We start from the raw sequence: 25,159 nt of genomic DNA on the forward strand, positions 1-25,159 counted from the left end.
GATAGTTGATCGTTGCAGCTGACTGCTATCCGGCCAACCACTCAGCAATTCCGACTTTACTTCATAATTCCGCTCCGCGTCAGGGCTGCTTGGTAACGGCGGGCATTCACGAGGTGCTCTTGCTCGTTACGGGCAAAAGCATGATACCCGCTGAAATCTTCTTTGGCGCAGAAATAGAGGTAATCATGGCTTTCGGAAGTGAGTACGGCATCGATGCTCGCAATACTCGGTAAGTTGATGGGGCCGGGTGGCAGGCCACCATACAGGTAGGTGTTGTAAGGAGAATCTTTGGCAAGGTGCACGTTGAGCACCCGCTTGATAGTGAAGTCGTTGTTGGCATACACTACCGTTGGGTCGGCCTGGAGCTTCATCTTGCGCCGCAGGCGGTTGAGGTACACCCCCGCCACGCGGGGCCGCTCGTCGGCATGCTGTTGCTGCTCGGCTTCCACAATGCTAGCAAGCGTACTCACCTGCGCACGGGTTAGACCTAGTTTCTCCCGCTTGGCGTCGCGAGCGGGGGTCCAGAACTTTTCGTACTCCTTTTTCATGCGCTGCATGAGATTATCGGCCGAAGAGTTCCAATAAAGCTCGTAAGTGTTCGGAATAAACATCGTTAAGATACTGGTCGTGTCGAACCCTAAGCTTTTGGTGTAGTTTGGACTGCTTAAAAGCGAATCGAACTGACCGGGCCGGGAGTCGATGGTAGTGCTGAGCTTGCGGGCCAACTCGTCGCGCAGGCGGATATTCTGGAAAGTCAGCTTAAGCGGCGACTGCCGCCCGGTGCGCAAGTCGTTGATGAGTTGGCGGTTGGTATACCCGTTTTTCAGTTCGTAGCGACCGGGTTTCACTAGCTTATCGTACTTCATCAAGCGCGCTACGAAGTGCAACGACAACTTATCTACGATAACACCCGACGCATCAATCGAGTCGAGCACCGATTTAGCCGACTGCCCGCGGCGTACAAGCACATAGGTGGATTGCCCCTTCGTTTCGACGTTGGGTGTAAAGAAGACCTGATAGAAGTAGTAAGAGAACGTAATGAGTAGCAGGCCGATAATGCCTACCGAATAAGTGAAGCGGTTGCGGCGGCGGTCAGCCTTGACTTTGTAATCGACGCGGGAGTTGGCCATCAGAAGCAAAAAGGTCAGCGGTGTGGCTAGAACATGCGGCTCTAACCGACAACTTGGTAAGCAAAACAGTTTATAGCGGTTTTAATAACTCAAAAGTACTCGGAATCTAACAGTGGCTAATGGCCAGCCTTTGCATGCAAGCTTTCCGGCTTACGCTATTACCTTTGCCAAAGCATACTATCTCGTTAAATTTCAAAAATCATTTACAGTTTTTAAGTCCATCTAAGCTTTCAAACGAGCTTCCCTATCCATTCTTTATTATCCTCTTTCCACACTGTATGAAAAAAATCTACCCTTTTCAGTTGCGCAAGCTAGCTACAATAGCTGCTCTCAGCCTTTTCGGCACCGTCGCCCAAGCTCAACTAGCCACCTATACTTTTACGGGCGCAACCGGCTCTGAAGCTACTTTTCCAGTGGAGGCACAGCCTGTTAACGTGCTGTTCAGTTCTATGTCGCGTGGGACAGGCGTTACGGCTTCGGCCGGGGCTAATACCTTCGCAGCCACAAATTGGACTGCTTCGAATTTTGATGCTAACGACTATTTCGCATTCTCGGTGCAGCCAAGCGTTGGCTTTCGGATGCGACTTGATAGCCTCGTACTAGACGAACGCCGCTCTAATACGGGCATTCGCGACTGGGCCATCCGGTCGAGCCTCGACAATTTCACGGCTACCATTATAGCGGTGAACGTAGCAGATGATGACCAAACACGAGCCAATAAAAAAATAACGTTGCCGGCCAGTTTCGCAGCCCTTACGGCGCCGGTTGAGTTCCGCATTTACGGCTACAATGCGGAAGCTGCTGGCGGTTCTTGGCGCGTTGATAATGTTCGGACCTATGGCGTAGTCACTGCCATACCGCTGGCCACCCGCAACGCAGGCAAAAACGGCGCTGTGAGTGTATTTCCGAACCCAGCCACTGATGTACTCAGCATCCGCGCAAACGACGAAAACATCAAAACCTCTGTCACAGTTGTTGACCTGACCGGCCGCACGATCTTGCATGGCACAACCACCGCCGATGGCACTTTCAACTTGCGCGGCCTACCAACAGGCAGCTATATAGTCACCGTAGATGACGGCGCTGGACGCTCGATTCATCGAGTGATTAAGCGCTAACCCGTTCGTTTTTCAATGAAAAACTTCCGCCTTTTGGTGGAAGCTTTTTTCATGAGCTGATTTTGGGAGAAGTAACCTAACAGCAATTTTACACGAAGACTGTAGGCAGAAGTCTAGCACATCGGCTACCTTGCTCCGCTCCGGCCGCCGGGCCGTTTGTTTCACCCTGCCACTCCCCTGTTTCATCATGCCTGCTACGCTGCTCCGCATTCACCCCGATAATCCGCCCCAAAACCGTATTCAACAAGTAGTGGACGTACTGCGCAAAGGCGGCATCATCATCTACCCCACGGATACGGTCTACGGTATCGGCTGCGACATCCACAACGCCAAGGCGGTAGAACGGCTGTGCCGCATCAAAGGCTTGAACCCCGACAAGGCGAATCTTAGCTTTATCTGCTCCGACCTTTCCCATATTGCCGATTACGCGCACGGCATTACAACACCCACCTATAAGGTTATCAAGAAAGCTTTGCCTGGCCCTTTCACCTTTATTTTCGAAGCCAGTGCCAAAGCTCCACGCCAAGGCGGCAACAAGCGCAAAACCGTGGGCATTCGGGTACCCGACAATACCATCATCATTCAGTTGGTAAAAGAGCTAGGCAATCCCATTATCAGCACCTCAGTGCGTGAAGATGAAAACACCCTGGAAGAATACGTAACCGACCCCGATCTGATTTACGAGAAGTATCGCCTGCTCGTGGATCTGGTTATTGATGGCGGCTTTGGGGGCAATATTCCCAGCACCATCATCGACTGTACCAACGACGACTTCGAACTGGTCCGCCAGGGTGCCGGCGACATCGAGCAATACCTGTAGGTGAACGGTTGAATTGTTTAATACCTAATCGTTCTGAACATACAGGTACCAGAATGATTAGGTATTTCTCTTGTGCTTCCACCTTCTGTGGGTCCAGAGATAATCGGCAGGGAAAGAGCGAATGTCGCGCTCCAGCTGTTGCACAAAGGCTTCCGTGATGGGAAAGCTGTCAGCGGGCAAAGGAGAATCGCCGTCGTAAAGGTCAGTAAGAATAATTTGGTAGTAGCCGCGGCGCAATCGACGAATACTCACGTACACGACGGGGCAGTGAAAACGGCTGGCTAGGCGTTCCGCACTCGTGTAAAAACCCGCTTCTTGATGCATAAAAGTGGTCCAGTAGGGTCGGTCTTCGGGTCCGGCCGCTTGATCTGAGAGCATACTGACCACCCGCGTTTCACCGCGGCGCTGTACCATATCGCGCAGGGTGTCGCGCATTGGTATCAGGCCAGCCCCCGTACGGGTGCGAAGCTGCCGCATGAAGTTTTCGAAAAAAGGATTCATCAGCGGCTTATACACGCCATCAACATGAGCCGACAACCAGACAGCCCCCGATGTAAGCACCCATTCCCAATTACCAGCGTGAGAGGACAAGCCGAGTACGGTGCGTCCTTGGGCAAAATGCCGTTCTAATACCTCCGGATTGCTGAACGTAACACGCCGCTTCAGTTCGGCATCCGGCATGGCAGCTAGCTTCAGCGTTTCAACCAGTACCTGCGCGAAGTTGCGATAGAACAAGCGTTGAAGCCGCTGGATTTCAGCTTCTGCTTTCTCCGGAAAAGAGTTGCGCAAGTTTGTGAGTACCACCTGCCGGCGGTAGCGCACCACGTAAGCCAGCAGGAAATAAATCAAGTCAGCTAGTACATAAAGCACCGTGAACGGCAAGTGCGCTAACCCGCGCAATAGCCAGCCGAGCAGGTGGAAGTACCAAGCGTAGGCTTTGGAAGCGGATTTACTCATCGGGTGGGAGTTGCTCCGCCAGGAGCATAATCGTTTGGCATACGATGCACGGCAGCCGTCTGAGTGGCTAGAAGTTGCTTGGGAGTTCGAACTTCCATGGTCAGCGTATAGTCGCCAGCGGGTAGTTTACTTAAATCCAACTCGCTGGTAATAGGGGTAGGACGGCCAGGCAGGCCGCGTGTTGTGCCAGGCAAAGCAAGAGCATCCGTCTTGCTACCAACCCGACGTAACCGGTAGCGAAGCTGCAACTCTTGCTCAGGCGTAGCATTATAAAGTTCAGCGTACAGCCAGAGCTTGTCGGCACCACGGGCGTATAGGCCACCAGGAGCCCGCGTCAAGCTAAACCCACCGCGGCTGAAGTTACCGGCTACTGCGCCCTTAGCGGCCGGTTTGGTTAGTAATACAAGGTCGCTGAGGGCCGGCTTCGTATCTGTGGAAGCTAATACCAACGGTATTTCCAGTAGTGCCTGCTGGGCTGTACGGTATTGATCTCGCACTAAACCTCGGATAGTATAAGTGCCATCAGGCAATACTAGCCGCTTCTGAAAGCTGAGAGGATTTTTGATAGCGGCTGCGGTGTCGCTTAGTACTGGCGGCTTGAGCGTAATGGTTTCTTGGTAAGCTGCTTGCCCGTCGGGCCGGACGATTTCCAGGGTTAGAACGGCGGCAGCTTGGTACATTTTCGGCGTGCGGCGCAGGTACGTTAGCCACTGTCCGGGTACAGTAGCATAAATTTCCACCACATTGCCCTTTACACTGGTATCCGTGTTGCGGAAACGAGCTATATCCAATACTAATTGAGGCTGAGCAGCTAGAGCTGGCCTCGTTAGTGGCAGTAGTACCAAACACAAAAAGTAGAGCGTGCGCATCGTGTCAGATTGACTGCCAAAGGTAGGGCGACTTTGAATAAAATGTGATTTAGTGGCAGTTGCCATAATTTTATTCATATGGTTAAATAGCTTTTAATCTTCTGCTTCTTCACGCTTGCTATGGCACACGCTTAACCCCCGATGGCAGCCACGGCCCCGGAGACTCACTTGCTTTGTGCCCCCATTACTTGTTACATCTTTCTTCTTGCATATTTCCGATGCCTATCGTACTTTTTGAATCCCAATACCACCCGCCGCTCGCATTTTTCACTGAAGTTATTAGAGCTGAGGCGCTAAAATTGGAAACGCAGGAACATTACCACAAACAAACCTACCGCAACCGTTGTCTCGTTCTAACGGCTCAGGGCGTCAAGCCTCTCACGGTACCTGTCCTTGATGGTAACCGCAGCGAGAAGGTCAAGATCACTGAAGTTGAAATTGATTATCGGCAGAATTGGGTGCATCAGCATTGGCGAACTATTCAAACTGCCTATGGGGGTACGCCGTATTTCGAATACTATGCCGACTATCTGCACGATATCTACGTACAAGAGCACCAACGCCTTTTCGATCTGAATCTCGCTTTCCTACGCTTCTATCTGCGCTGTCTTCGGTTGCGCACTCCTGTGGAGTTTACCACCGAATATTTCTCTACTTACTCTGCAACGGCAACCCGCCCCCACTCCACTGATCAAACGGTCAGCGAAGTAAGAGACTGCCGTGATTCTCTGACACCGAAGGCTTCAGTAGCACCCGAACCTGACAGGAAGTCGGTACGACCGTACGCTCAGACCTTTGGTAAAGATTTTGTACCGGGACTCAGCATCCTAGACCTGTTATTTATGCAGGGCCCGGCTGCCGGCAATTTTCTCGTGTAGTGTACCTGCCGCCCGAACCATCGCCCGTTACTATCTGTTTTCAGATTACTACGGCCCAACCCGCCGGAAAACGCTTTATTAGCGCTTGCGGGGTTCCGTTTTTCTTCACTACCTTATCTGCATGGAAGCTAAATTCTCAAATCGAGTCAAAGAGGTCATCTCTCTGAGCCGGGAAGAGGCCATCCGGCTCGGGCACGATTATATCGGTACCGAACACTTATTGTTGGGCATGATTCGCGAAGGGGAAGGCACAGCTATTGGTTTGCTCAAGAAATTGGGCGTATCCGTAGACGAGCTGAAATATGCCCTCGAACAAGCTACCCGCAATACGGCCACGCAGGGTACGAGCATTACCGGCTCTATCCCGCTGACGAAACAGACCGAGAAAGTCCTTAAGATCACTTACCTCGAAGCTAAAATCTTCAAAAGCGAAATCATTGGCACCGAGCATCTGCTGTTGTCAATTCTGCGCGATGAAGACAACATCTCGTCTCAAATTCTCAGCAAATTCAACGTGAACTACGAATCCGTGCGCGATTCGCTGGACTACCACGGTAACACGGCGAACAACCCTACCAACGGCCCCGAGGCCGATGACGACGATAACGACCGCCTCTTTGGTGGTGGTGCAGGCCGCGGCGGTGCCGGTGCTGGCGCTACCCCCAAGAAAGGCACCGAAAAGTCGCGTACTCCCGTACTCGACAACTTCGGCCGTGACCTCACCAAACTAGCTGAGGACGATAAGCTCGACCCGATTGTAGGTCGTGAAAAAGAAATCGAGCGTGTGGCCCAGATCTTGAGCCGCCGCAAAAAGAACAACCCGATCCTGATCGGTGAGCCTGGTGTTGGTAAAACGGCAATTGCCGAAGGCCTCGCTTTGCGCATCATTCAGAAGAAAGTATCACGTGTGCTGTTCGGCAAACGGGTTGTTACGCTGGACTTGGCTTCTTTGGTAGCTGGTACTAAGTACCGTGGCCAGTTCGAGGAGCGCATGAAGGCCGTGATGAACGAGCTGGAAAAGTCACCCGACGTGATTCTGTTCATTGACGAGCTGCACACGATTGTAGGTGCTGGCGGAGCTTCGGGCTCGCTGGACGCTTCCAACATGTTCAAGCCGGCTCTAGCCCGTGGTGAAATTCAATGCATCGGTGCTACTACGCTCGACGAGTACCGTCAGTACATCGAGAAAGACGGTGCTTTGGCCCGTCGTTTCCAGATGGTAATGGTAGATCCTACCACGCCAGAGGAAACCATCGAAATTCTGCACAATATCAAAGACAAGTATCAGGACCACCACCATGTGGTGTACACCGATAAGGCGATTGAGTCGTGCGTGAAGCTATCGGACCGTTACATGTCTGACCGTTTCTTGCCAGACAAAGCCATCGATATCCTGGACGAAGCTGGTGCTCGTGTGCACATCAACAACATCGTGGTTCCGGAGGATATCTTGAAGCTCGAAGAGAGCATTGAGAACATCAAGACCGAGAAGAACCGCGTGGTAAAGTCTCAGAAGTACGAGGAGGCTGCCAAGCTCCGCGACAATGAGAAGAAGCTGTTGGAGCAACTCGACCAAGCCAAGAAGGATTGGGAAGAAGAAACCAAGAAGAAACGCTACACCGTCAAGGAAGAAAACGTAGCCGAGGTTATTGCCATGATGACCGGTATTCCGGTTAGCCGGGTTGCTCAGAACGAAAGCGCCAAGCTTTTGAACATGGGTGAAGAGTTGCAAGGCAAGGTTATCGGCCAAGACAAGGCTATTAAGCAGTTGGTGAAAGCCATCCAGCGCACCCGCGTGGGCTTGAAAGACCCCAAAAAGCCAATCGGCTCATTCGTATTCCTCGGCCCAACTGGTGTCGGTAAAACGGAGTTGGCCAAGGTGCTGGCTACTTACCTCTTCGACAAAGAAGACTCGCTGGTGCGGATCGACATGTCGGAGTACATGGAGAAATTCAGCATCTCGCGCCTGGTGGGCGCACCTCCCGGCTACGTGGGTTACGAAGAGGGCGGTCAGTTGACGGAGAAAATCCGCCGCAAGCCGTACTCGGTTATCCTGCTCGACGAGATTGAGAAGGCGCACCCCGACGTATACAACTTGTTGCTGCAAGTGCTCGACGATGGTATCCTGACTGACGGTCTCGGCCGCAAGGTGGACTTCCGCAATACCATCATCATCATGACCTCCAACATCGGTGCCCGCGACTTGCAGGACTTCGGTGCGGGTATTGGTTTCGGCACGAAGGCCCGGAACGAGAATTTAGATGAGTTGACGAAGAGCACCATCACCAACGCGCTGCGCAAGACGTTCTCGCCGGAGTTCCTCAACCGTTTGGATGATGTGATTGTCTTCAACTCATTGGAGAAAAAAGACATCCACAAAATCATCGACATCTCGCTGTCGAAGCTGCTGAGCCGCATTCAGCTGTTGGGCTACCGGGTAGAGTTGACCGAGGCTGCTAAGGACTTCGTGGCCGAAAAAGGTTATGATCCTAAGTTCGGTGCTCGTCCGCTGAACCGGGCCATCCAGAAGTATATCGAAGATCCGATTGCCGAGGAAATCCTGAAAGCAGAAATTGCCCAGGGTGATGTTATCACGGCTGACTTCACGGAAGGCGGCGAAGAACTAACGTTCGCAGTGAGCAAAAGCAACGAACCGCAGAACCTTGCCAGCGACGAGCGGCCAGCTGAAAAGCCAGAGCCAAGTGACGACGTTGATTCCAAGAAGTAAGCAGATTGCTTGAAACAAAAACGGCTGGTTCCTGCAAAGGAGCCAGCCGTTTTTGTTTGTATATTATTGAAAGCTTGCTGTTTCTATTCTATTGAAGACTTTATTATGCTTGCAAGCAAGTACACTTCTTGTTAAGGAGTTGGCTACTTTACTTTATCCAAAGCCGCCCCATATTCTGGTGCGGCTTTTCTATGTCGCTACATTACCTTTGAATTACCAACCTGGTACCCATTATTCGAATCCGAACTCCCACCCCATGTCCGATCTACAGGCGGAAGCCCACTTGAGCAAACTCGAAATTCTCGAACGCAAAAATCAAGAAGCCCTGCTCGGCGGCGGCCAAGCGCGCATTGACGCTCAGCACAAGAAAGGCAAGCTTACAGCCCGTGAACGGGTGGATTTGCTGCTTGATGAAGGCTCATTTGAGGAAATAGGTAAGTTCGTGATGCACCGATCCAAGGATTTTGGTCTGGATAAAGAATATTATCTCGGTGATGGAGTCGTAACGGGCTACGGGACTGTAAACGGGCGTTTGGTGTATGTCTTCTCGCAGGATTTCACGGTTTTCGGAGGGTCTTTGAGCGAAACTCACGCCGAGAAGATTGTAAAGATCATGGATCTGGCTATGAGGAACGGCGCACCCGTCATTGGCCTCAACGACTCAGGCGGCGCCCGGATTCAGGAGGGCGTGGTAAGCCTTGGCGGCTACGCCGATATCTTCTACAAGAATACTTTAGCTTCAGGCGTCGTACCGCAGTTATCGGCCATTATGGGGCCGTGCGCAGGCGGTGCCGTATACTCGCCAGCCATTACCGACTTCATTCTAATGGTAGAAGACACGAGCTACATGTTCGTGACTGGCCCCAACGTGGTGAAAACTGTAACGCACGAAAACGTAACCAGCGAAGAGCTAGGCGGGGCCAGTACCCATTCTGCCAAAAGCGGTGTAACGCATTTCTCTTGTGCCAACGAAGTAACCTGCATCAACCACGTCAAGCAGTTGCTGAGCTACATGCCGCAAAATTGCGAGGAAACTGCGCCAGCGTTGCCCTACGAAGCTGGTAATGAGACTCGTTTGGTGCTCGACGGTATCATTCCCGACAATCCTAATCAGCCTTACGATATGCGGGAGGTGATTGAGGGCATTATCGATGCTGGTACCTTCCTGGAGGTTCACCAGAATTTCGCCGAAAATATAGTAGTAGGGTTTGCTCGCCTCGGAGGCCGTAGCATTGGCATAGTAGGCAATCAACCTGCCGTGCTAGCTGGGGTACTCGACATCAACGCCAGCACGAAAGCTGCTCGATTCGTTCGGTTCTGCGACTCGTTTAATATTCCGCTGTTGGTGCTGGAGGATGTACCGGGCTTCCTGCCGGGCACCGACCAAGAGTGGCGCGGTATTATCACCAATGGAGCCAAGCTACTCTATGCTTTCTGCGAAGCTACTGTACCGCGCATCACAGTTATTACGCGCAAAGCCTACGGCGGCGCTTACGACGTGATGAACAGTAAACACATTGGGGCCGACATGAATTACGCGTGGCCAACCGCCGAAATTGCCGTAATGGGCGCCAAAGGTGCTGCTGAAATCATCTTCAAACGTGAAATAGCCGCCGCCGCTGACCCAGAAGTGAAGCTCCAAGAGAAGGTCGATGAGTACCAACAAAAATTTGCAACTCCCTACCGAGCGGCCCACCGGGGTTTCGTGGACGAGGTGATACTGCCTTCGCAGACTCGGCAGAAGCTTATTCGCGCATTTAAGATGTTGGAAAACAAAGTAGCTACCCTACCACGTAAGAAGCACGGCAACATTCCCTTATAACCGTAACCTGATGGAGCCATGCCTACTTTGGCAGTGTGGCGTCCATGTGAAGACACTATCGGGCTGCAAGGCTGAGATGGTTGCTAACAAGGCCGGACCAGCAAATTGGGCCGGTAAAAATTCACTCTTACTCGGCTACTTACACATGGTAGCTGCTTTGTTAGTTATGAGTAATGTGCCTGCTGGAGCCAGCTCGTTTTTTCCAATAACCATTGTCCTTGCAGGCTGCGTCACTTTCGGCAGCTCTCAATTTTACCGCTAGCGACCAGATCCTTTTACTTTCCGTTCCCCATACGTTTTATGCGTCCAGAATCTTTCGACTTTTTACAGAAATACCTCAATAATCCCTCTCCCACTGGTTTCGAGAAGGAGGGCCAAAAAATCTGGCTCGACTATATTAAGCCTTATATCGATGAATATTTCGTTGATACCTACGGCACGGTTGTGGGCGTTATCAACCCGCAGGCGACGTATAAGGTGGTAATTGAGGCCCACGCCGACGAAATCAGCTACTTCGTCAACTATATCACCGACTCAGGCTTTCTGTACCTGCGCAAAAATGGCGGCTCTGATCCGTTGGTGGCGCCTAGCAAACGAGTGAACATTCACACGGCCAAGGGCATCGTGAAAGCGGTATTTGGCTGGCCAGCCATTCATGTGCGCAAAGTGGAGCAAGACAAAGCGCCAACTATTGAGACCGTATTCTTGGACTGCGGCGCCTCAAGTAAAGAGGAAGTCGAAGAAATGGGCATCCACGTCGGCTCGGTCGTCACGTTTGAAGACGAGTTCATGGTGCTCAATGATAAGTTTTACGTGGGCCGGGCGCTCGACAACCGCGTGGGTGGCTTCATGATTGCTGAAGTGGCCCGCATGCTGAAAGAAAACGGCAATACCCTGCCTTTCGGCCTTTACATTGTGAATGCGGTGCAAGAAGAAATTGGTTTGCGCGGTGCCGAGATGGTAGCGCACCGTATTCAGCCCGACGTGGCCATCGTTACGGACGTAACGCATGACACTCAAACGCCCATGTATGAAAAGAAAACGTCGGGCGACATATTTTGCGGCAAAGGACCGGTGATAACCTACGGTCCTGCTGTTCAAAATAATCTGCGTGACCTGATCATACGCACGGCGCAGGAAACAGAGATTCCGTTTCAACGCGCCGCCGCCACCCGCTCCACTGGCACCGACACCGACGCTTTTGCTTACTCCGGTGCTGGCGTAGCTTCAGCCCTTATTTCACTGCCGCTCAAGTATATGCACACCACCGTAGAAACGGTACACAAAGACGACGTGGAAAACGTCGCTAAGCTTATCTACGAAACGCTGCTGCGCATCGAAGACGGCCATGACTTCCGCTATTTCAAATAAGTACAATAGTTAGGCTTGATGAATTCAGGTAACGGCTGCTCCTACTGGAGCGGCCGTTTGCTTTGCCTATAATGCCCCATACAAGTAGTCGAGCCATTGCCATGCTCCTATCTTTTTCTTGTTGTTGCCTTCACACCCAATGCTGAAACCCGCGCCATCTAGGCTATCCGAAGAACTCGTGATTCCCCTCACTGTAACCGACCAAATGAACCGCCGAGTAGCGGTGCCATTCCCTCCGAAACGCATTATTTCACTGGTTCCTTCTCAAACTGAATTGTTATTTGATTTAGGATTAGGCGAGCGGGTGGTTGGCGTCACAAAATTCTGCGTTCATCCGACAAAAGCGCACAAAACAGCCGCCGTAGTGGGAGGTACCAAGAACTTCGACTTCGAAAAAATAAAAACACTAAAGCCGGACCTTATCCTAGGGAACAAGGAGGAAAATTACCAAGACGGTATAGAACAGTTGGCAGCGAAGTACCCGGTGTGGTTGAGCGATATTTCCACTCTCGACGAAGCCCTTGATATGATTCGGCGGGTAGGGCTGATTACCGGACGCAAAGAGAAAGCCATTGCGCTAGCAACTGAAATTGCCGCATCCTTTGCGTCGCTGAAAACAGCTCTTGAACCAATTTCCGCCGCCTATTTTATATGGCGTAAGCCGTATATGATAGCTGCGACAAGCACTTTTATTGATGATTTACTGCTTCGTACCGGGTTTCGAAACGTATTTACCAACTTAGCGCGCTACCCGGAAGTAACCGCCGAACAACTAACTGCCGCGGCACCTCAGCAAATTCTATTGTCCTCAGAACCTTATCCCTTCAGCGAAAAGCACGTAGCCGAATTTCAGTCTATCTGCCCGGCAGCGCAGATACGAATCGTGGACGGCGAGTTGTTTAGTTGGTACGGCAGCCGATTGCTTCATTCAGCAGCGTACCTCCGTTCACTAATATCCGCTGATTGACTATCGGAAATCAGTAACAAAAGCAGCTTTTTCCAACTCCGACCAGAACTGCGGATAGGACTTACGAACCACCTGCGGTGATTCGACGGTGAGCGGACCACGCAAGGCCAATGGGGCGAAGGCCATCGCCATGCGGTGGTCGTGGTAGGTTGCCACGGTTTGGCCGCTTACATGGAATTGTTCGCTCGAAACGCGGAAGAAGTTTTCGGTTTCCTCCGTTAAGAAAGCTCCAAAGTTGGCAAGTTCAGTTTGCAAGGCGAAAATTCGATCGGTTTCTTTGATCCGCAAACTTTCCAGACCAGTCATGAGAACAGGCACATTTAGGGCGGCGGCTACTACGGCTACGGTTTGCGCTAAGTCGGGGCAGTCGGTGAAGTCTTGGGTGAAACCAACTGAAGGAGGCGTTTGCATCAAGCGCACGCCGTCGGTTAAAAACTCCGTAGCTACACCTAACTGCGCCATAATCTCGACTATAGCTTGGTCGCCCTGCCAGGAATAACGGCGCAAACCGGGCAATGTGAGGTGTGAACCCGCTGGAGCCAAAGCCACCATTGCGTACCAATAGCTGGCCGCAGACCAGTCTGACTCAATTGTGTAATCGGCGGGTTGGTAGCGGCCAGCCCGGGCTTCCAAGGCCGTGCCTAAGTCGCGGCATTGGCCGCCGAAATGCTGCATGAGGGCCATTGTCATGCGGATATAGGGGCGCGAGCCAACTTTACCCGTGAGCCAAAGCCGTAATCCGTTTGGGAGCATAGGCCCCACCATCAGCAGCGCCGATATATACTGGCTACTGATATCCCCACGCACTTTCAACTCAATGGGCTCTGTTTCATTTGCTTCCGGCCCCTGTGCTTCCGCTTGTTTCCATCCGCGTAGACGCAACGGCGGAAAGCCATCTACCTCTTGATAGGCAATATTGGCTCCAAGCTGCCGCAATGCATCCACCAGCACGGCTATGGGCCGCTCGCGCATACGGGCAGTGCCAGTAAGCAGCGCATGCCGGTCGGTTACAGCTAAGTAAGCTGTTAAGAAGCGCATTACGGTTCCGGCATCTTCGGCGTCGAGCACCTCGGCAGTCTGGTTGGCTAATAAGCGCTGCATCAACTGCGTGTCGTTGGCATCTGAGAGATTATCCAGTTGGCCACCGCCAGCTAACGCCTGTAGAATGAGGGCACGGTTACTCTCGCTTTTCGAAGCCGGAAGTTGCGCTGTCCCACGCAACGGACCGCCCGGCCAGGTAAGGTTGACTGAAGAGCTAATAGTAGTTGAAGATGTACCACCAAGCTAGTGCTCGGTGAATGGGTGAAAGATAGATTTCAACAGGCTGCTTGGCTATCTGCACAAGCGGGTGTACAGTTGTGATGCAACCCGCCCTCTAGCTGACTACACCATAATCGGCGGCTACCTTATAGCCGGTGATAGTACCGTAGCGATGCTGCTATTTCTGCTACTGTTACTGGCTGGTTGTAAACAGCGTGGCCTATGCTTTCGAGAAGAGTACAGTTGATAGTAGAACCCGTATTCTTCTTGTCTTGGCGCGCATAGTCAGCAATAGCATTGGTTTCTAAAGACACGAATTGCACCTTTTCGTAAATCGAGAATAGGAAAGTCTCGATTTGGTCCAGTTCAGTTTCACTCAGTAAACCATGCTGAGTGCTCAACCACGCTTCGCAGATCATACCTGCCGCAACTGCTTCGCCATGCAAAATTTCACGGCCAGGCTGCGACAACAGGAAGCTTTCCAACGCATGGCCTACTGTATGCCCAAAGTTGAGCAGTTTACGCGAACCATTCTCCAGAGGGTCCTGGGCCACTATTTCTTGCTTCAGAGCCACAGAATGCCGAATAGTATCGGTCCAATCATCAATAAACACGCTATTAATACGCTGTTCTCGAAAAGCCGCCGCATCAGCAATCAGACCGTGTTTCACCACCTCCGCATAACCCGATTTCAATTGGCGTGGGTCTAAGGTTCCAAGAAACTTAGGATCAATGAAGACACCAGCGGGCTCCTGAAAAACGCCTAAGTGATTCTTAAAACCCTGAAAATCAATGCCTGTTTTACCGCCCACGCTGGCATCTACCTGCGCTAATAGGGTGGTAGGCACTTGCACAAATCGAATACCCCGCTTGTACAGAGCCGCACAAAAGCCACCTAAGTCCGTTATAACACCGCCACCAAGGTTTACAAGTACCGCAAATCGGTCGGCTCGCTGCTCGGTTAGCTCGTTCCAAACGACCTCACATGAATCTAGTGTTTTCGCTTCTTCGCCGGCTGGAATCTCAATAAGAGAATGTGCTTCCGGTAGGTAGAAACGCAGCAACGGATAGCACAACCGACTGGTGTTGGCGTCTGTTAGCACAAATACTTGGCTAACGGCAGGCTGACGCAATAAATCAGCTAGATTTGATAGCGCATCCGAACCAATGGAAACTATATTATTCAACTTTGATTCCTTTTAGAAGAAATGGGACCATTCAGGTATGGCATTTGCTGAAGGCAATTTCATCATGAATAGGCGCAAAATTACGAGTCTTTTAACGCAACCATTCAAGCTTTACCTTACTCATCCTGCTGCAACTTACACTCTATATTAGTTATGAGCTCCTATTTCCGCGGCTTATCTGCCGCCTCGCTACTCTTAGCCGTTCCGCTATGGGTTGCCTGCCAACGTGAATCCATACCTAAACCAGAAGAGCAATTAGTAGGACGCTGGGAGTGGCAACAAACCGCTGCTCCTAACTTGCCTGTTCTTACACCGGCCAGCACCGGCCACCGAGTGGTGGTTGAGTTCGATCGGCGCGGACGGGCCCGGTTCTATGAGGACGATAATTTTATTAGCGCCACAGTATTTGCGGTTCGGCGCGAACGGCAAGGAATTGGCCAACCCATTCGCCAGGTGCTGATGTACCGGGGTTACCGGGGCACGCAGTTGTACTCTATATCGGGCAATAATCTTCAGTTGCGCGACTCCAACGGCGAACCTTTCGAGCACAGCTACATCCGAGTGGCCGAAAAAAATTAACGCCAGTTGCTTGAGTTACTCGGACCAGCGTGGAATGTTATTGTAGACCAAGTTCGACATCTAACATAGCTGTCGAGTTTAAAGTAGATGGCAGCGTTGTATTCCACAAAGACAACAAAGAAGAATCACGCGGCACACTTTTGCCACAGATGATGTTCCTGTAATACAGTTCGAGAATGGACTTACCATTCATGGTGGGACTCCTGCCTACACTGTTAATCCCTCTAAGTTGGTAATTGATTACGGTTCGTGTGTAGATCTTATTCGCATGACCTACCGGCGCGATTAGCTGCGCTATTCCGGCCGCTGCATGATTTCGGTTTGGCGCCGAATGCTTTCCAGGTGAACTAGTTTATAGAGCTCAGCTATAAACTTCTCATTGACGCCCAATTTGCGGGCCCATGCCTGCCGGGACTCGAAAATCTCGTTCCAACGGTCCATTTGCAGGATTTTGACGTCGTTTTCCTTCTTGTATTCGGCTAGCTCGCCTACCAGGGCCATACGTCGTGCGAGACCCTCCATAATTTCGCGGTCAGCTTCGTCCATCTTTTGCCGCAGTTCCTCGGCTTTGTTCAGATACTCGGCATTATTGGAGGAGCGGTAGCGGAAACGCAACTCATTCAAGATTTCTCCTAGGCGCTCCGGCGTTACTTGCTGCGCGGCGTCGCTGAGCGCCTGGTCGGGGTCGGGGTGCGTTTCAATCATCAAGCCATCGTAGTCGAGGTCGAGGGCTTTTTGGGCGATGGGCAACAGCAAGTCGCGGCGGCCACCGATGTGGCTGGGGTCGCAGATGAGCGGCAGTTGGGGAAAGCGGCTCTTGAGTTCGATGGGCAGAATCCAGGTAGGTGCATTGCGGTAGCGTGAAGGCGCGAAGGTGCTGAAACCACGGTGAATGGCTGCTAAATCGGTGATGCCAGCTCGCTCTAAACGCTCCAGCGCCCCAGCCCACAGGGCCACATCAGGATTTACAGGGTTCTTCACCATTACGGGTACACCAGTACCGGCCAGCGCGTCGGCTAACTCCTGAATAGCAAACGGATTCACGGTGGTGCGGGCCCCAATCCAGAGAACATCAATACCGTGAGCTAGGGCTTCTTCCACGTGGCGGGGGTTGGCTACTTCCACGGTAGTAGGTATGCCCGTTTCAGCTTTCACCTGCTGCAACCACGGCAAGGCCACTGAGCCCATGCCCTCAAACCCGCCTGGCTTGGTACGGGGCTTCCAGATACCTGCCCGAAACAAATCTATTTTACCAAGCGCCTTCAGGCCGTGAGCCGTTGCTAGTACCTGCTCTTCGGTTTCAGCAGAACAGGGGCCCGCAATAAGCAAAGGGCTGCCTTTAGCGGTGAGGCGACGGGTAAAGAAGGTATCGGGGGCCAGAGAAGTCTGCATGAAAAGAAAAGGAAAGAGCAACGAGGCCGTTGCGAATTCAACGAATAAAAGCAGCAAGGACTGGGTTTGGCACAAGATAAATGCACGCAACTAAGCCCGCTCAAATCTTGTTTAAAGGCTACCTTTGTCTACCCCAAACTTCCGCCCAAAGCTACACCCAATGCCCTTAACCCAAGCCCCGCCGGTTTCATTTGATAACACTGCCGTCGCCTTCGCCTCGAAGTCGGATGCGGAGTTGCGTAAGATGTATGCACTATTCGCGTCTATGAACAACAACACGCTGGTGAAAACCGGCGGCGGGTTGATGAAGGCGGCACTAAAGTGGAGTTTGCCTGGCACAAAATTTCTTATCAAGCATTCTATTTTCAGGCAATTCTGCGGTGGTGAAACCATAAAGGAATGTGTACCCGTTATTGCCGAGCTAGGCCGCTACGGCATCGGCACCATCCTCGACTATTCTGTGGAAGGCGAAGGCAGCGACAAAAGCTTCGACCAAACGCGCGACGAAATTCTGGCTACTCTCGACTTGGCGCACCGCTCCACGCACATCCCGTTCTCGGTGTTCAAGGTGACGGGCTTAGCTAACAGCTCTTTGCTGGAAAAGATACAGGCTGGCAAACCACTTACACCTACCGAACAAGCTAGCTACGATCGAGCCCACGCCCGCGTAGATGCTATTTGCCACCGGGCCCACCAGTATGGCGTACGCGTGTTTGTTGACGCAGAGGAAAGCTGGTTTCAGCAGACCATCGACAACTTGGCCTACGAGATGATGCACAAGTACAATCGTGAATCGGCCATCGTTTGGAACACTTACCAACTCTACCGCCACGACCGGCTTGATGCCATCAAGGAGGCGCACGATGTTGCAAAGCGAGATGGCTACTATTTGGGCGGCAAACTGGTGCGGGGCGCTTATATGGAGAAGGAAGCCCGCGTAGCCACTCAGCGCGGCTACCAAAACCCGATTAATCCTACCAAGCAGGAAACGGACGCGCTGTACGATGAGTCTTTGCGTTATTGCGTGCAGCACGTTGACCGAATCAGCATCTGCGCTGGTACGCACAACGAAGCTAGCTCTAAGCTACTCACCGAGTTAATGCATGAGTACGAATTGCAGCCCGGTGACCAGCGCATCTGGTTTGCACAGTTGTATGGTATGAGCGACAACCTAAGCTACAACCTCGCACACGCTGGATATAATACGGCTAAGTATGTGCCGTATGGTCCCGTAGACGCAGTTATGCCTTATCTGTTGCGCCGGGCCGACGAGAATACCGCTATTGCGGGGCAGAGTAGCCGCGAATTTCTTCTCATCCAAAAAGAAATAAGACGCCGCCAAGGACGTTAAAATTGGTTTGGCCTGTTCGGCACGGTTTTGGGTAGCCGCCGCCCGTTGTTTCAGATACCATTCTGGAACAACGGGCTTTTTTGTACTTTCCGTCCTTTAATCCCCACCCCTCTGCCTATGCTCGGCCGAATTCGTAGCCATTTAATTCGCTTTTCCCGCCATCAGGTAGGCACTATCAGCTACTTGAATCTTGTACAAGAGGCTGAATTGGGCCTGAATCTGGACATATCGCACGAGAAAGGCCGTCTGAACGAGCTTCTAGCTGAAATCTCGGAACAGGAATACAAAGCCGGGCGTCCGATACTGAGTTGCCTTGTGAAAGTGGAAGGCTCGAAAGGGCAAGGCGACAATTTCTATAAGCTTTGCGAGCGGTTAGGACTGGGCGAATGGCGGGCACTTAAACAACAAGAAGACCTTTTAAAGAACATGCGCCGGGAATGCCGAGCGTTTTGGCAAGACGAAGCCAACTACGAACGGTGGGGGTAAAACTCGACTTTACGAGAGTGAAATAGTTGAAAAATAGGGAGGCCTGAATTTTATGTGTAACCCCCACTGGAATGGTCGCGTTTAGCTACTCACATTCCGTGCAGGTCCCACCTCGACTTTTGCATCGAATGCTTCCTTTCCCACTTTCAATCAATAAATCTCTCGCACATGAACACCAACGAATCGAATAACCCGATGAATACTGGTACCGGCTCAGGCTCTAACTATGGTACCGGCAATGCCGGTACTGGCTTTGGCAGTGGCTCGATGTCTTCGGGTTCTAATAGCAACTCTACCTCGAGCGGCAATCTAGGTAACTCTAGCACTGGCGACTCTGGCATTAGCGGTGCAGACACCAATCCTACGCATGACCACAGTGCCACCCAAAAAGGAGCTGCTCTAGCAGGTTCAGCAGGTGCAACTGTTGGTGCTGGCATCGATGCCGTACAGAATGTTGCTAGCGATGCAGGTAATGCATTAACTGGCAACAGCTCTTCTTCTACTAGTGGTGGTATGATGACGGGTATGTTCCGTGACCGTAACAGCGCTGAGCAAGCTTATAAGTCTTTGTCGTCACGTGGCTACACCAAAGATGACGTAAACGTGCTAATGTCTGACGAAACGCGTAAAACGCACTTTGGAAGCGACACGGCTGACACCGAACTTGGCGACAAGGCCATGGAAGGTGCCGGTGTAGGTTCGGCCATTGGTGGTACGGCTGGTGCCGTAATTGGTGCTATTGCAGCCATTGGCACCTCGGTAGCTCTCCCAGGTCTAGGATTGATTATTGCTGGTCCTATTGCAGCAGCCCTAGCTGGTGCTGGTGCTGGTGGTCTGACGGGTGGCCTAGTAGGCGCGCTCGTAGGCTCGGGCATTCCTGAGGAGCACGCTAAAGAGTACGAGTCCGACATCAAAAATGGCGGCATCGTAATGGGTGTAAACCCCCGCAACGATGAGGATGCTCGCTACTTCGAAGAAGAATTCCGCCGCAGCAACGGCGACAAAGTACGTCGGTACTAGTCGTTAAGTAGCTCGTCTTTGAAAGCCCTCTTCTATAACTAGGAGAGGGCTTTTTTCGTCTGGATAGAATCAGTAAATTACTGCACCTGCCGAAATAACATATTCTGTTCTTTGGCCCGTTTTTGGCACCTCAAAAGATTAGAAAGCAGACAACTTTCAGTCTGCTTATTTGTCTTTGTTTTATAGAATGGCAGCGCTTGACGGCACTTATTCATCAAGCTTCGGCGTTTTTAGTTTAACCAGGGCTGCTACGGTGCCGTAAGTATCAGAACGGCTTTTGCTTCCAATTGATTTTTCTCCATTTCACTCGATTTTCCATGTCTTTTCCCCGAATCAAGATAGGCTTGTATGCTGCGGTGGTGCTGGCAGTTTTCGTGCTGGCGTCTTACAAGCTCTACCGTCGTAGTGATGCCCGGACGCCCCAGAAGGACGCCGTGCTGGTTCAGGCTATGTTACAAGGCCTCACCTCGATGCACTACCAGCCTGAAAAGCTCGATGATACCTTCTCAAAACGTGTTTTTGAGTTGTATCTAAAGCGCGTAGATTCCAATAAAAAGTTTTTGCTAGCCTCAGACGTGACGCAGCTTCGCTCAAAATTCCAGAATGATGTGGATGAAGAAGTGAAGCGTGGCACTCATGAGTTTATGGATCAAACCAACGTTCTTCTCGATCAACGAGTGAAAGACGTGCAGGCCCTATACCGCGACATTCTGGCTAAGCCTTTCGACTTCACTACGGAAGAGACTTTCGAGACGGAGTCCGACAAGGTTAGCTTTGCTGCGGACAAGACGGCACAGCGTGAAGAGTGGCGCAAGTTTTTGAAGTACCAGACGCTGGTGCGCGTTTCGGAAATGATGGACGCCCAGACCAAGAAAAAGGACAAGCCATTGGCTTCAACCAACGCTACCCCTTCGTCGGCTACCACGTCCGAGCCTACTCGGACACCCGCTGAAATGGAAATTGAAGCGCGTAAGCGCGTGCTGAAGTACTTCGACGACCAGTTCAACGATTTGCTCCAAAACGACGCAAATGACCGTCTGGCAATGTACGCCAACGTTATTGCCAACACGTACGATCCGCACACCGAGTACTTCGCTCCGCGCGATAAAGAATCTTTCGACCAGGCTATGACGGGTCGTTTCGAGGGTATTGGGGCTTCGCTGCAAGAGAAAGACGGGCAGATCAAGGTGTCTGACATTATCCCCGGTAGTGCGTCTTACCGCCAAGGTGAGTTGAAAGCTGGTGATATTATTTCTCGTGTTGCCCAAGGCGATGCTGAGCCGGTATCAGTGGAAGGCATGCGCCTTGACAAGGCCGTAACCATGATTAAAGGCAAGAAAGGCAGCGAAGTTCGCTTAACGGTGAAGAAGCCTGACAACAGCACCAAGGTTATCTCTATCATCCGCGACGTAGTTGTGATCAAAGAAACCTTTGCGCAGTCGGCTACTATCAACGAGGCCGGCAAGAAGATTGGTTACATCAAGCTTCCTACGTTCTATGCTGACTTCAACGACAACGGCGGCCGTAGCTCTGCCGAAGACGTGAAGAAAGAACTCGAAAAACTCAAGCAGGAAAACGTATCAGGCGTAGTACTTGACTTGCGCTTCAACGGTGGTGGATCTTTGCAGGATGCCGTAGAAATGGCTGGTCTGTTTATCGACAGTGGCCCCGTGGTGCAGGTGAAAGGCCCCCAGGGTGCTCCTAGCGTGCTCAACGACCGTGACCCCCGCGTACAGTATAGCGGTCCGCTGGTGGTACTCGTGAACAAGTACAGTGCTTCGGCTTCCGAGATTCTGGCGGCTGCTATTCAGGACTACAAGCGCGGCGTGATTATGGGGGCCGCTAGCACCTATGGCAAAGGCACTGTGCAGCGTATCTTCGACCTCGATGATGCACTACCATCCGAGTTTAATAGCATCAAGCCTTTTGGCTCGCTGAAGCTCACTACGCAGAAGTTCTACCGTATTAATGGTGGGTCAACCCAATTCAAAGGCGTTGTGCCTGATATCATCTTACCAGATGCCTACAGCTATCTTGACCAGGGTGAAAAGGAGTCTGACTACCCACTGAAGTGGGACGAAATCACCCCAGCCCGTTACCGCCCTTGGGCGCAGGCTCCCGCTACCGATAAGCTGCGTACCGCCAGCCAAGCTCGCGTAGCCGCTAGCCCAAGCTTCCGCCTCGTAAATGAATTAGCGCAGCGGATGCGCAAGCGTAAGGATGACACCAAAGTGTCGTTGAAGCTAACGGCTTACCGCACTGAGCAGCAAACCAACAAAGCTGAATCCGATAAGTACGAAGCGGCTCAAAAGGCTGCGGCACCTATCGCCATTGCTCCGCTATCTGCTGACTTACGGGCCTTGGGCTCCGATACAGTGGAAGTCAACCGTGCATCGCGCTTTACTAAGAATCTGAACAAAGACATCACGCTTCGTGAAGCAGTATCGGTAGTGAAAGACCAGATGTAGTAAGCTAGTTAGCGTGAAGAAAAGTCTCAGTGGCTCTTCCTTCATACCAAGCTGATTGACAAGAAAGCCCCCATAGCTGTAGCTGTGGGGGCTTTTTCTTTATGCTAAACTAACTTTCGCAGCACAAGTTACTATCATTAGCAAATCGACCCTAAAATTGCTTCTGTATAACACCCCAAAATTGATACATAAGCTGTTGATAACCAGCCACTAAATTTCACTTATTATTGCCTAATAAATTTAGTAAATAAGAACTATAACCTATACCTTCATGTTAAACTAGCATGACGACGAACATGGAAACTCCTATCATTCCGCTCGTGACGGACGAGCAGCAGAAGCTAGCTGACGAGACCTGGCGCAAGTCTATCCCGGCGCAGGTTTTCCTCAACTATTTCTTCGCCATCAACTACCACATTCAAGAGGCCGACGACGCTACTGGCGGTTTGCAGCACCTACCCTTCTTCCGGGCACACCAGGCCGAGCTTACCGAAGCAGATTTGGCGGCCGTAACGAAGTTGCTGCATTCGTGCTGGAGCACCGAGTACGCGCTACGCTCCACGGCCGAGCTAGGCGACGAAGATTATTTACGCAACGCTCTGCATTGGACGTTCCCACAGGCGTACCACACCATCATGGCTGGTTTGCAGGCATTTCTGTTTACGGCCGGTGTACGCAGCAATAACCCGTCGCTGGTGCGCCGCGAAGTAGGACGGCTGGTAGTGCGCAATGCGTATCCACGCCCCATATCGTTTTACGCCGCTGGTGCTTACGGCGACTTTAGCATTCACCGCTTGCCGCTGGCTGGCTACAAAGCTGGACTCAACATTGCTAGCAAGGAGATTGATGCACAGGCGCAAATCGGGCAGTTCTTGCGCACTACGCGCAAGATGAAAGCACAATGGACGCGCCAGCAAGTACAGGCTAATCCTAATACGGCCCTGCGAAGCCAGAAAACAGGCAAAGTGCTCGATAAATGGACGGCTTCGCACTGGCAGCAGATTACGTGGCGTTTAGGCTATACTACCATCTTCGACTTGTTGGGCCGGTTGCGCATTTCGCAGACCAGCCGCGAGATTGAACGCTACATAGAGGCAGAGATTGACTTTAAACTCTTTCACCAGTCGCTGCTCAATATTGTGAGCTACCTCAACGGTATCCACGAAACGTATGTGGCCAAGGCTGTTGGCTTGGAGCGTTACCAGCAATTGGCTGACGAGTTACCGAAGCACTTGCGCCATAGCTTCGTAGAGGAGCGCCTCCGCACCCGCGTGCAACCTACCATCACTGGTGAAACTTCAGCGCCGCAAATGGGAATTGCGGCATAAGGTTTGCATTGTTCTTATAAACTAGACCTTACTCCATATACACCAAAGCGCCGTCCCCTTGGGGCGGCGCTTTTTGCTTGTAGCCACTTGCTGGCCAATCTGCTACGATTCGCCTTTTGTGGGTTGAAAACCAACACGGGCAGGTACTGGTTAGGTTAGCCGAACAGACCACCCTATTTTTGCGGTTTGTCTTTTTGGCCCAGTGCGGGCCTTCTTTTTACACCCTGCCCCATGCACCATCTCAGCGAACAGGAAATAATTCGCCGCAACAAGCTCGACGAGCTTCATAAGCTTGGTATTGAGCCGTATCCGTCTGAGCTGTTCGATGTTAATTTCTATGCGCAAGAAATTCTCGACAACTACCACCCGGAGCTAAACAACTTTCAGGAAGTAAGTTTAGCGGGCCGGGTTATGTCGGTGCGGGTGATGGGCAAGGCCTCCTTTGCAGAACTGATGGACGCTTCGGGCCGGATTCAACTCTACGTGAATCGCGACGAAATCTGTCCGGGCGAGGACAAGACGCTTTACAACAACGTCTTCAAAAAACTTGTGGACTTGGGCGACTTCGTTGGCGTGAAAGGTCGTGTATTCACGACAATGGTCGGGGAAATTTCTATTCACGTCACGGAGTTCAAATTCTTAAGCAAGAGCCTACGCCCCTTACCAGTTGTGCGCGAAGCCGTAGACGAAGCCACCGGCGAAAAGAAGACTTACGACGCTTTCACCGACCCCGAGCAGCGCTACCGTCAGCGTTACGTGGACTTAGTGGTGAACCCACAAGTGCGCGACGCCTTTATCAAACGTACGCAACTGGTGCAAGCCATGCGCAACTACCTTAACGACAAAGGCTACTTGGAAGTGGAAACCCCCATTCTGCAACCGCTCTACGGTGGGGCGGCGGCGCGCCCTTTCAAGACGCACCACAACACGCTGGACATGACGCTGTATTTGCGCATTGCCAACGAGCTGTACCTGAAGCGTCTAATCGTGGGTGGCTTTGATGGGGTATACGAGTTCAGCAAGGACTTCCGCAATGAGGGCATGTCGCGCTTCCACAACCCGGAGTTCACGCAGATGGAGCTGTACGTAGCCTACAAAGACTACTACTGGATGATGGACTTGGTTGAGGAAATGGTGGAGCGCGTAGCCCTCACTTTGCACAGCCAAACCGAAGTGCAAGTGGGCGAGAACCTCATCAACTTTCAGCGCCCCTGGAAACGCTACACCATGGCCGAAGCCATTGAGAGCTTCACCGGCGTGAACATCGACGGGCTCGACGAAGAAGCTTTGCGCGCCGCCGCTAAAGAGTTGAAAGTCGGACTAGACCCGAGCATGGGCAAAGCCAAGATCATCGACGAAATCTTTGGGGAGCATGTGGAGCCTAAGCTGATTCAGCCGACGTTCATCACCGACTATCCGGTGGAAATG

The 25,159-nt window shown here is 51.9% G+C and carries 19 protein-coding genes and 1 pseudogene (1 of these 20 cut by a window edge); 14 read left to right on the plus strand and 6 right to left on the minus strand.

The genetic code is table 11. The annotated features are described in order from the left end of the window. Window positions 1-56: 56 nt before the first annotated feature. The gene (mltG, locus tag ACFE7X_RS18165; protein ID WP_375437106.1) at window positions 57-1,130 is read right to left on the minus strand and encodes an endolytic transglycosylase MltG; all 1,074 of its coding nucleotides are present in this window, start codon (window positions 1,128-1,130) and stop codon (window positions 57-59) included. 278 nt (window positions 1,131-1,408) lie between these two features. Between mltG and ACFE7X_RS18170 the strand changes: the two genes are divergently transcribed. Both ACFE7X_RS18170 and ACFE7X_RS18175 read left to right on the plus strand, forming a co-directional pair. Next, the gene (locus tag ACFE7X_RS18170) at window positions 1,409-2,248 is read left to right on the plus strand and encodes a T9SS type A sorting domain-containing protein (RefSeq protein ID WP_375437107.1); all 840 of its coding nucleotides are present in this window, start codon (window positions 1,409-1,411) and stop codon (window positions 2,246-2,248) included. A 187-nt stretch (window positions 2,249-2,435) separates the two neighbouring features. Continuing rightward, the gene (locus tag ACFE7X_RS18175; protein WP_375437108.1) at window positions 2,436-3,068 is read left to right on the plus strand and encodes an L-threonylcarbamoyladenylate synthase; all 633 of its coding nucleotides are present in this window, start codon (window positions 2,436-2,438) and stop codon (window positions 3,066-3,068) included. A 57-nt stretch (window positions 3,069-3,125) separates the two neighbouring features. Here the strand turns inward: ACFE7X_RS18175 and ACFE7X_RS18180 are convergent, their stop codons facing one another. Together ACFE7X_RS18180 and ACFE7X_RS18185 are read right to left on the minus strand one after the other, a co-directional pair. After that, entirely contained in the window at window positions 3,126-4,025 is a 900-nt protein-coding gene (locus ACFE7X_RS18180; protein ID WP_375437109.1) for a lysophospholipid acyltransferase family protein, read from the minus strand. Continuing rightward, window positions 4,022-4,816: a hypothetical protein gene (locus ACFE7X_RS18185; RefSeq protein ID WP_375437110.1), complete on the minus strand. Its 795-nt coding sequence runs from the start codon at window positions 4,814-4,816 to the stop codon at window positions 4,022-4,024. Before ACFE7X_RS18185 ends, ACFE7X_RS18180 begins: the two co-directional genes overlap by 4 nt. Before the next feature lie 296 nt (window positions 4,817-5,112). Here ACFE7X_RS18185 and ACFE7X_RS18190 point away from each other — a divergent pair, with 296 nt between their 5' ends. From ACFE7X_RS18190 to ACFE7X_RS18210, 5 genes are all read left to right on the plus strand, one after another. Beyond that, complete coding sequence (locus tag ACFE7X_RS18190) at window positions 5,113-5,772, plus strand: WbqC family protein (RefSeq protein WP_375437111.1); 660 nt, start codon at window positions 5,113-5,115, stop codon at window positions 5,770-5,772. 121 nt (window positions 5,773-5,893) lie between these two features. Then, complete coding sequence (locus tag ACFE7X_RS18195) at window positions 5,894-8,500, plus strand: ATP-dependent Clp protease ATP-binding subunit (RefSeq protein ID WP_375437112.1); 2,607 nt, start codon at window positions 5,894-5,896, stop codon at window positions 8,498-8,500. A gap of 256 nt (window positions 8,501-8,756) precedes the next feature. Continuing rightward, complete coding sequence (locus ACFE7X_RS18200; RefSeq protein ID WP_375437113.1) at window positions 8,757-10,322, plus strand: acyl-CoA carboxylase subunit beta; 1,566 nt, start codon at window positions 8,757-8,759, stop codon at window positions 10,320-10,322. Window positions 10,323-10,622: 300 nt separating this feature from the next. Further along, window positions 10,623-11,693, plus strand: a complete 1,071-nt coding sequence (locus tag ACFE7X_RS18205) for a M42 family metallopeptidase (protein ID WP_375437114.1) — start codon at window positions 10,623-10,625, stop codon at window positions 11,691-11,693. 205 nt (window positions 11,694-11,898) lie between these two features. Continuing rightward, a complete protein-coding gene (locus ACFE7X_RS18210) occupies window positions 11,899-12,660 on the plus strand; it encodes an ABC transporter substrate-binding protein (RefSeq protein ID WP_375437115.1) in 762 nt (253 codons plus the stop codon). Here the strand turns inward: ACFE7X_RS18210 and ACFE7X_RS18215 are convergent, their stop codons facing one another. Beyond that, window positions 12,661-13,761, minus strand: a complete 1,101-nt coding sequence (locus tag ACFE7X_RS18215) for a 3-phosphoshikimate 1-carboxyvinyltransferase (RefSeq protein WP_375437116.1) — start codon at window positions 13,759-13,761, stop codon at window positions 12,661-12,663. Window positions 13,762-14,066: 305 nt separating this feature from the next. Further along, window positions 14,067-15,107 carry a 3-dehydroquinate synthase gene (gene aroB, locus ACFE7X_RS18220; protein WP_375437117.1) on the minus strand — a complete coding sequence of 347 codons (1,041 nt, stop codon included), beginning with the start codon at window positions 15,105-15,107 and terminating at the stop codon, window positions 14,067-14,069. A 153-nt stretch (window positions 15,108-15,260) separates the two neighbouring features. Between aroB and ACFE7X_RS18225 the strand changes: the two genes are divergently transcribed. After that, window positions 15,261-15,686 carry a hypothetical protein gene (locus ACFE7X_RS18225; RefSeq protein ID WP_375437118.1) on the plus strand — a complete coding sequence of 142 codons (426 nt, stop codon included), beginning with the start codon at window positions 15,261-15,263 and terminating at the stop codon, window positions 15,684-15,686. A 294-nt stretch (window positions 15,687-15,980) separates the two neighbouring features. On the opposite strand, the gene ACFE7X_RS18230 is transcribed toward ACFE7X_RS18225, so the two are convergent. Beyond that, entirely contained in the window at window positions 15,981-17,078 is a 1,098-nt protein-coding gene (locus ACFE7X_RS18230; protein WP_375437119.1) for a chorismate mutase, read from the minus strand. A 160-nt stretch (window positions 17,079-17,238) separates the two neighbouring features. Between ACFE7X_RS18230 and ACFE7X_RS18235 the strand changes: the two genes are divergently transcribed. The 6 genes and pseudogenes from ACFE7X_RS18235 to lysS form a co-directional block, all read left to right on the plus strand. Beyond that, window positions 17,239-18,429 (plus strand): proline dehydrogenase family protein, encoded by a 1,191-nt coding sequence (locus tag ACFE7X_RS18235; protein ID WP_375437120.1) that lies wholly within the window; start codon window positions 17,239-17,241, stop codon window positions 18,427-18,429. 117 nt (window positions 18,430-18,546) lie between these two features. Then, complete coding sequence (locus tag ACFE7X_RS18240) at window positions 18,547-18,915, plus strand: hypothetical protein (RefSeq protein WP_375437121.1); 369 nt, start codon at window positions 18,547-18,549, stop codon at window positions 18,913-18,915. Between the two features lie 168 nt (window positions 18,916-19,083). After that, window positions 19,084-19,935: a hypothetical protein gene (locus tag ACFE7X_RS18245; RefSeq protein ID WP_375437122.1), complete on the plus strand. Its 852-nt coding sequence runs from the start codon at window positions 19,084-19,086 to the stop codon at window positions 19,933-19,935. A 317-nt stretch (window positions 19,936-20,252) separates the two neighbouring features. Beyond that, a complete protein-coding gene (locus tag ACFE7X_RS18250; RefSeq protein ID WP_375437123.1) occupies window positions 20,253-22,403 on the plus strand; it encodes a carboxy terminal-processing peptidase in 2,151 nt (716 codons plus the stop codon). A gap of 296 nt (window positions 22,404-22,699) precedes the next feature. Then, the gene (locus ACFE7X_RS18255) at window positions 22,700-23,731 is read left to right on the plus strand and encodes a hypothetical protein (protein ID WP_375437124.1); all 1,032 of its coding nucleotides are present in this window, start codon (window positions 22,700-22,702) and stop codon (window positions 23,729-23,731) included. Window positions 23,732-23,962: 231 nt separating this feature from the next. Beyond that, a pseudogene (gene lysS, locus ACFE7X_RS18260) lies at window positions 23,963-25,159 on the plus strand (lysine--tRNA ligase); it runs 339 nt beyond the window's last position.

The organism is uncultured Hymenobacter sp. (genome assembly GCF_964242765.1).
GTDB lineage: Bacteria > Bacteroidota > Bacteroidia > Cytophagales > Hymenobacteraceae > Hymenobacter.

What these genes read in the sequence shown, in the direction of transcription:
- ACFE7X_RS18205 (WP_375437114.1), top strand. Translation starts at nt 10,623, where the DNA reads ATGCGTCCAGAATCTTTCGACTTTTTACAGAAATACCTCAATAATCCC.
- ACFE7X_RS18180 (WP_375437109.1), bottom strand. Translation starts at nt 4,025, where the DNA reads ATGAGTAAATCCGCTTCCAAAGCCTACGCTTGGTACTTCCACCTGCTC.
- ACFE7X_RS18190 (WP_375437111.1), top strand. Translation starts at nt 5,113, where the DNA reads ATGCCTATCGTACTTTTTGAATCCCAATACCACCCGCCGCTCGCATTT.
- ACFE7X_RS18240 (WP_375437121.1), top strand. Translation starts at nt 18,547, where the DNA reads ATGCTCGGCCGAATTCGTAGCCATTTAATTCGCTTTTCCCGCCATCAG.
- ACFE7X_RS18250 (WP_375437123.1), top strand. Translation starts at nt 20,253, where the DNA reads ATGTCTTTTCCCCGAATCAAGATAGGCTTGTATGCTGCGGTGGTGCTG.
- ACFE7X_RS18175 (WP_375437108.1), top strand. Translation starts at nt 2,436, where the DNA reads ATGCCTGCTACGCTGCTCCGCATTCACCCCGATAATCCGCCCCAAAAC.
- ACFE7X_RS18200 (WP_375437113.1), top strand. Translation starts at nt 8,757, where the DNA reads ATGTCCGATCTACAGGCGGAAGCCCACTTGAGCAAACTCGAAATTCTC.
- ACFE7X_RS18215 (WP_375437116.1), bottom strand. Translation starts at nt 13,761, where the DNA reads ATGCAGCGCTTATTAGCCAACCAGACTGCCGAGGTGCTCGACGCCGAA.
- ACFE7X_RS18195 (WP_375437112.1), top strand. Translation starts at nt 5,894, where the DNA reads ATGGAAGCTAAATTCTCAAATCGAGTCAAAGAGGTCATCTCTCTGAGC.
- mltG (WP_375437106.1), bottom strand. Translation starts at nt 1,130, where the DNA reads ATGGCCAACTCCCGCGTCGATTACAAAGTCAAGGCTGACCGCCGCCGC.
- ACFE7X_RS18230 (WP_375437119.1), bottom strand. Translation starts at nt 17,078, where the DNA reads ATGCAGACTTCTCTGGCCCCCGATACCTTCTTTACCCGTCGCCTCACC.
- ACFE7X_RS18210 (WP_375437115.1), top strand. Translation starts at nt 11,899, where the DNA reads ATGAACCGCCGAGTAGCGGTGCCATTCCCTCCGAAACGCATTATTTCA.
- ACFE7X_RS18245 (WP_375437122.1), top strand. Translation starts at nt 19,084, where the DNA reads ATGAACACCAACGAATCGAATAACCCGATGAATACTGGTACCGGCTCA.
- ACFE7X_RS18225 (WP_375437118.1), top strand. Translation starts at nt 15,261, where the DNA reads ATGAGCTCCTATTTCCGCGGCTTATCTGCCGCCTCGCTACTCTTAGCC.
- ACFE7X_RS18255 (WP_375437124.1), top strand. Translation starts at nt 22,700, where the DNA reads ATGGAAACTCCTATCATTCCGCTCGTGACGGACGAGCAGCAGAAGCTA.
- ACFE7X_RS18235 (WP_375437120.1), top strand. Translation starts at nt 17,239, where the DNA reads ATGCCCTTAACCCAAGCCCCGCCGGTTTCATTTGATAACACTGCCGTC.
- ACFE7X_RS18170 (WP_375437107.1), top strand. Translation starts at nt 1,409, where the DNA reads ATGAAAAAAATCTACCCTTTTCAGTTGCGCAAGCTAGCTACAATAGCT.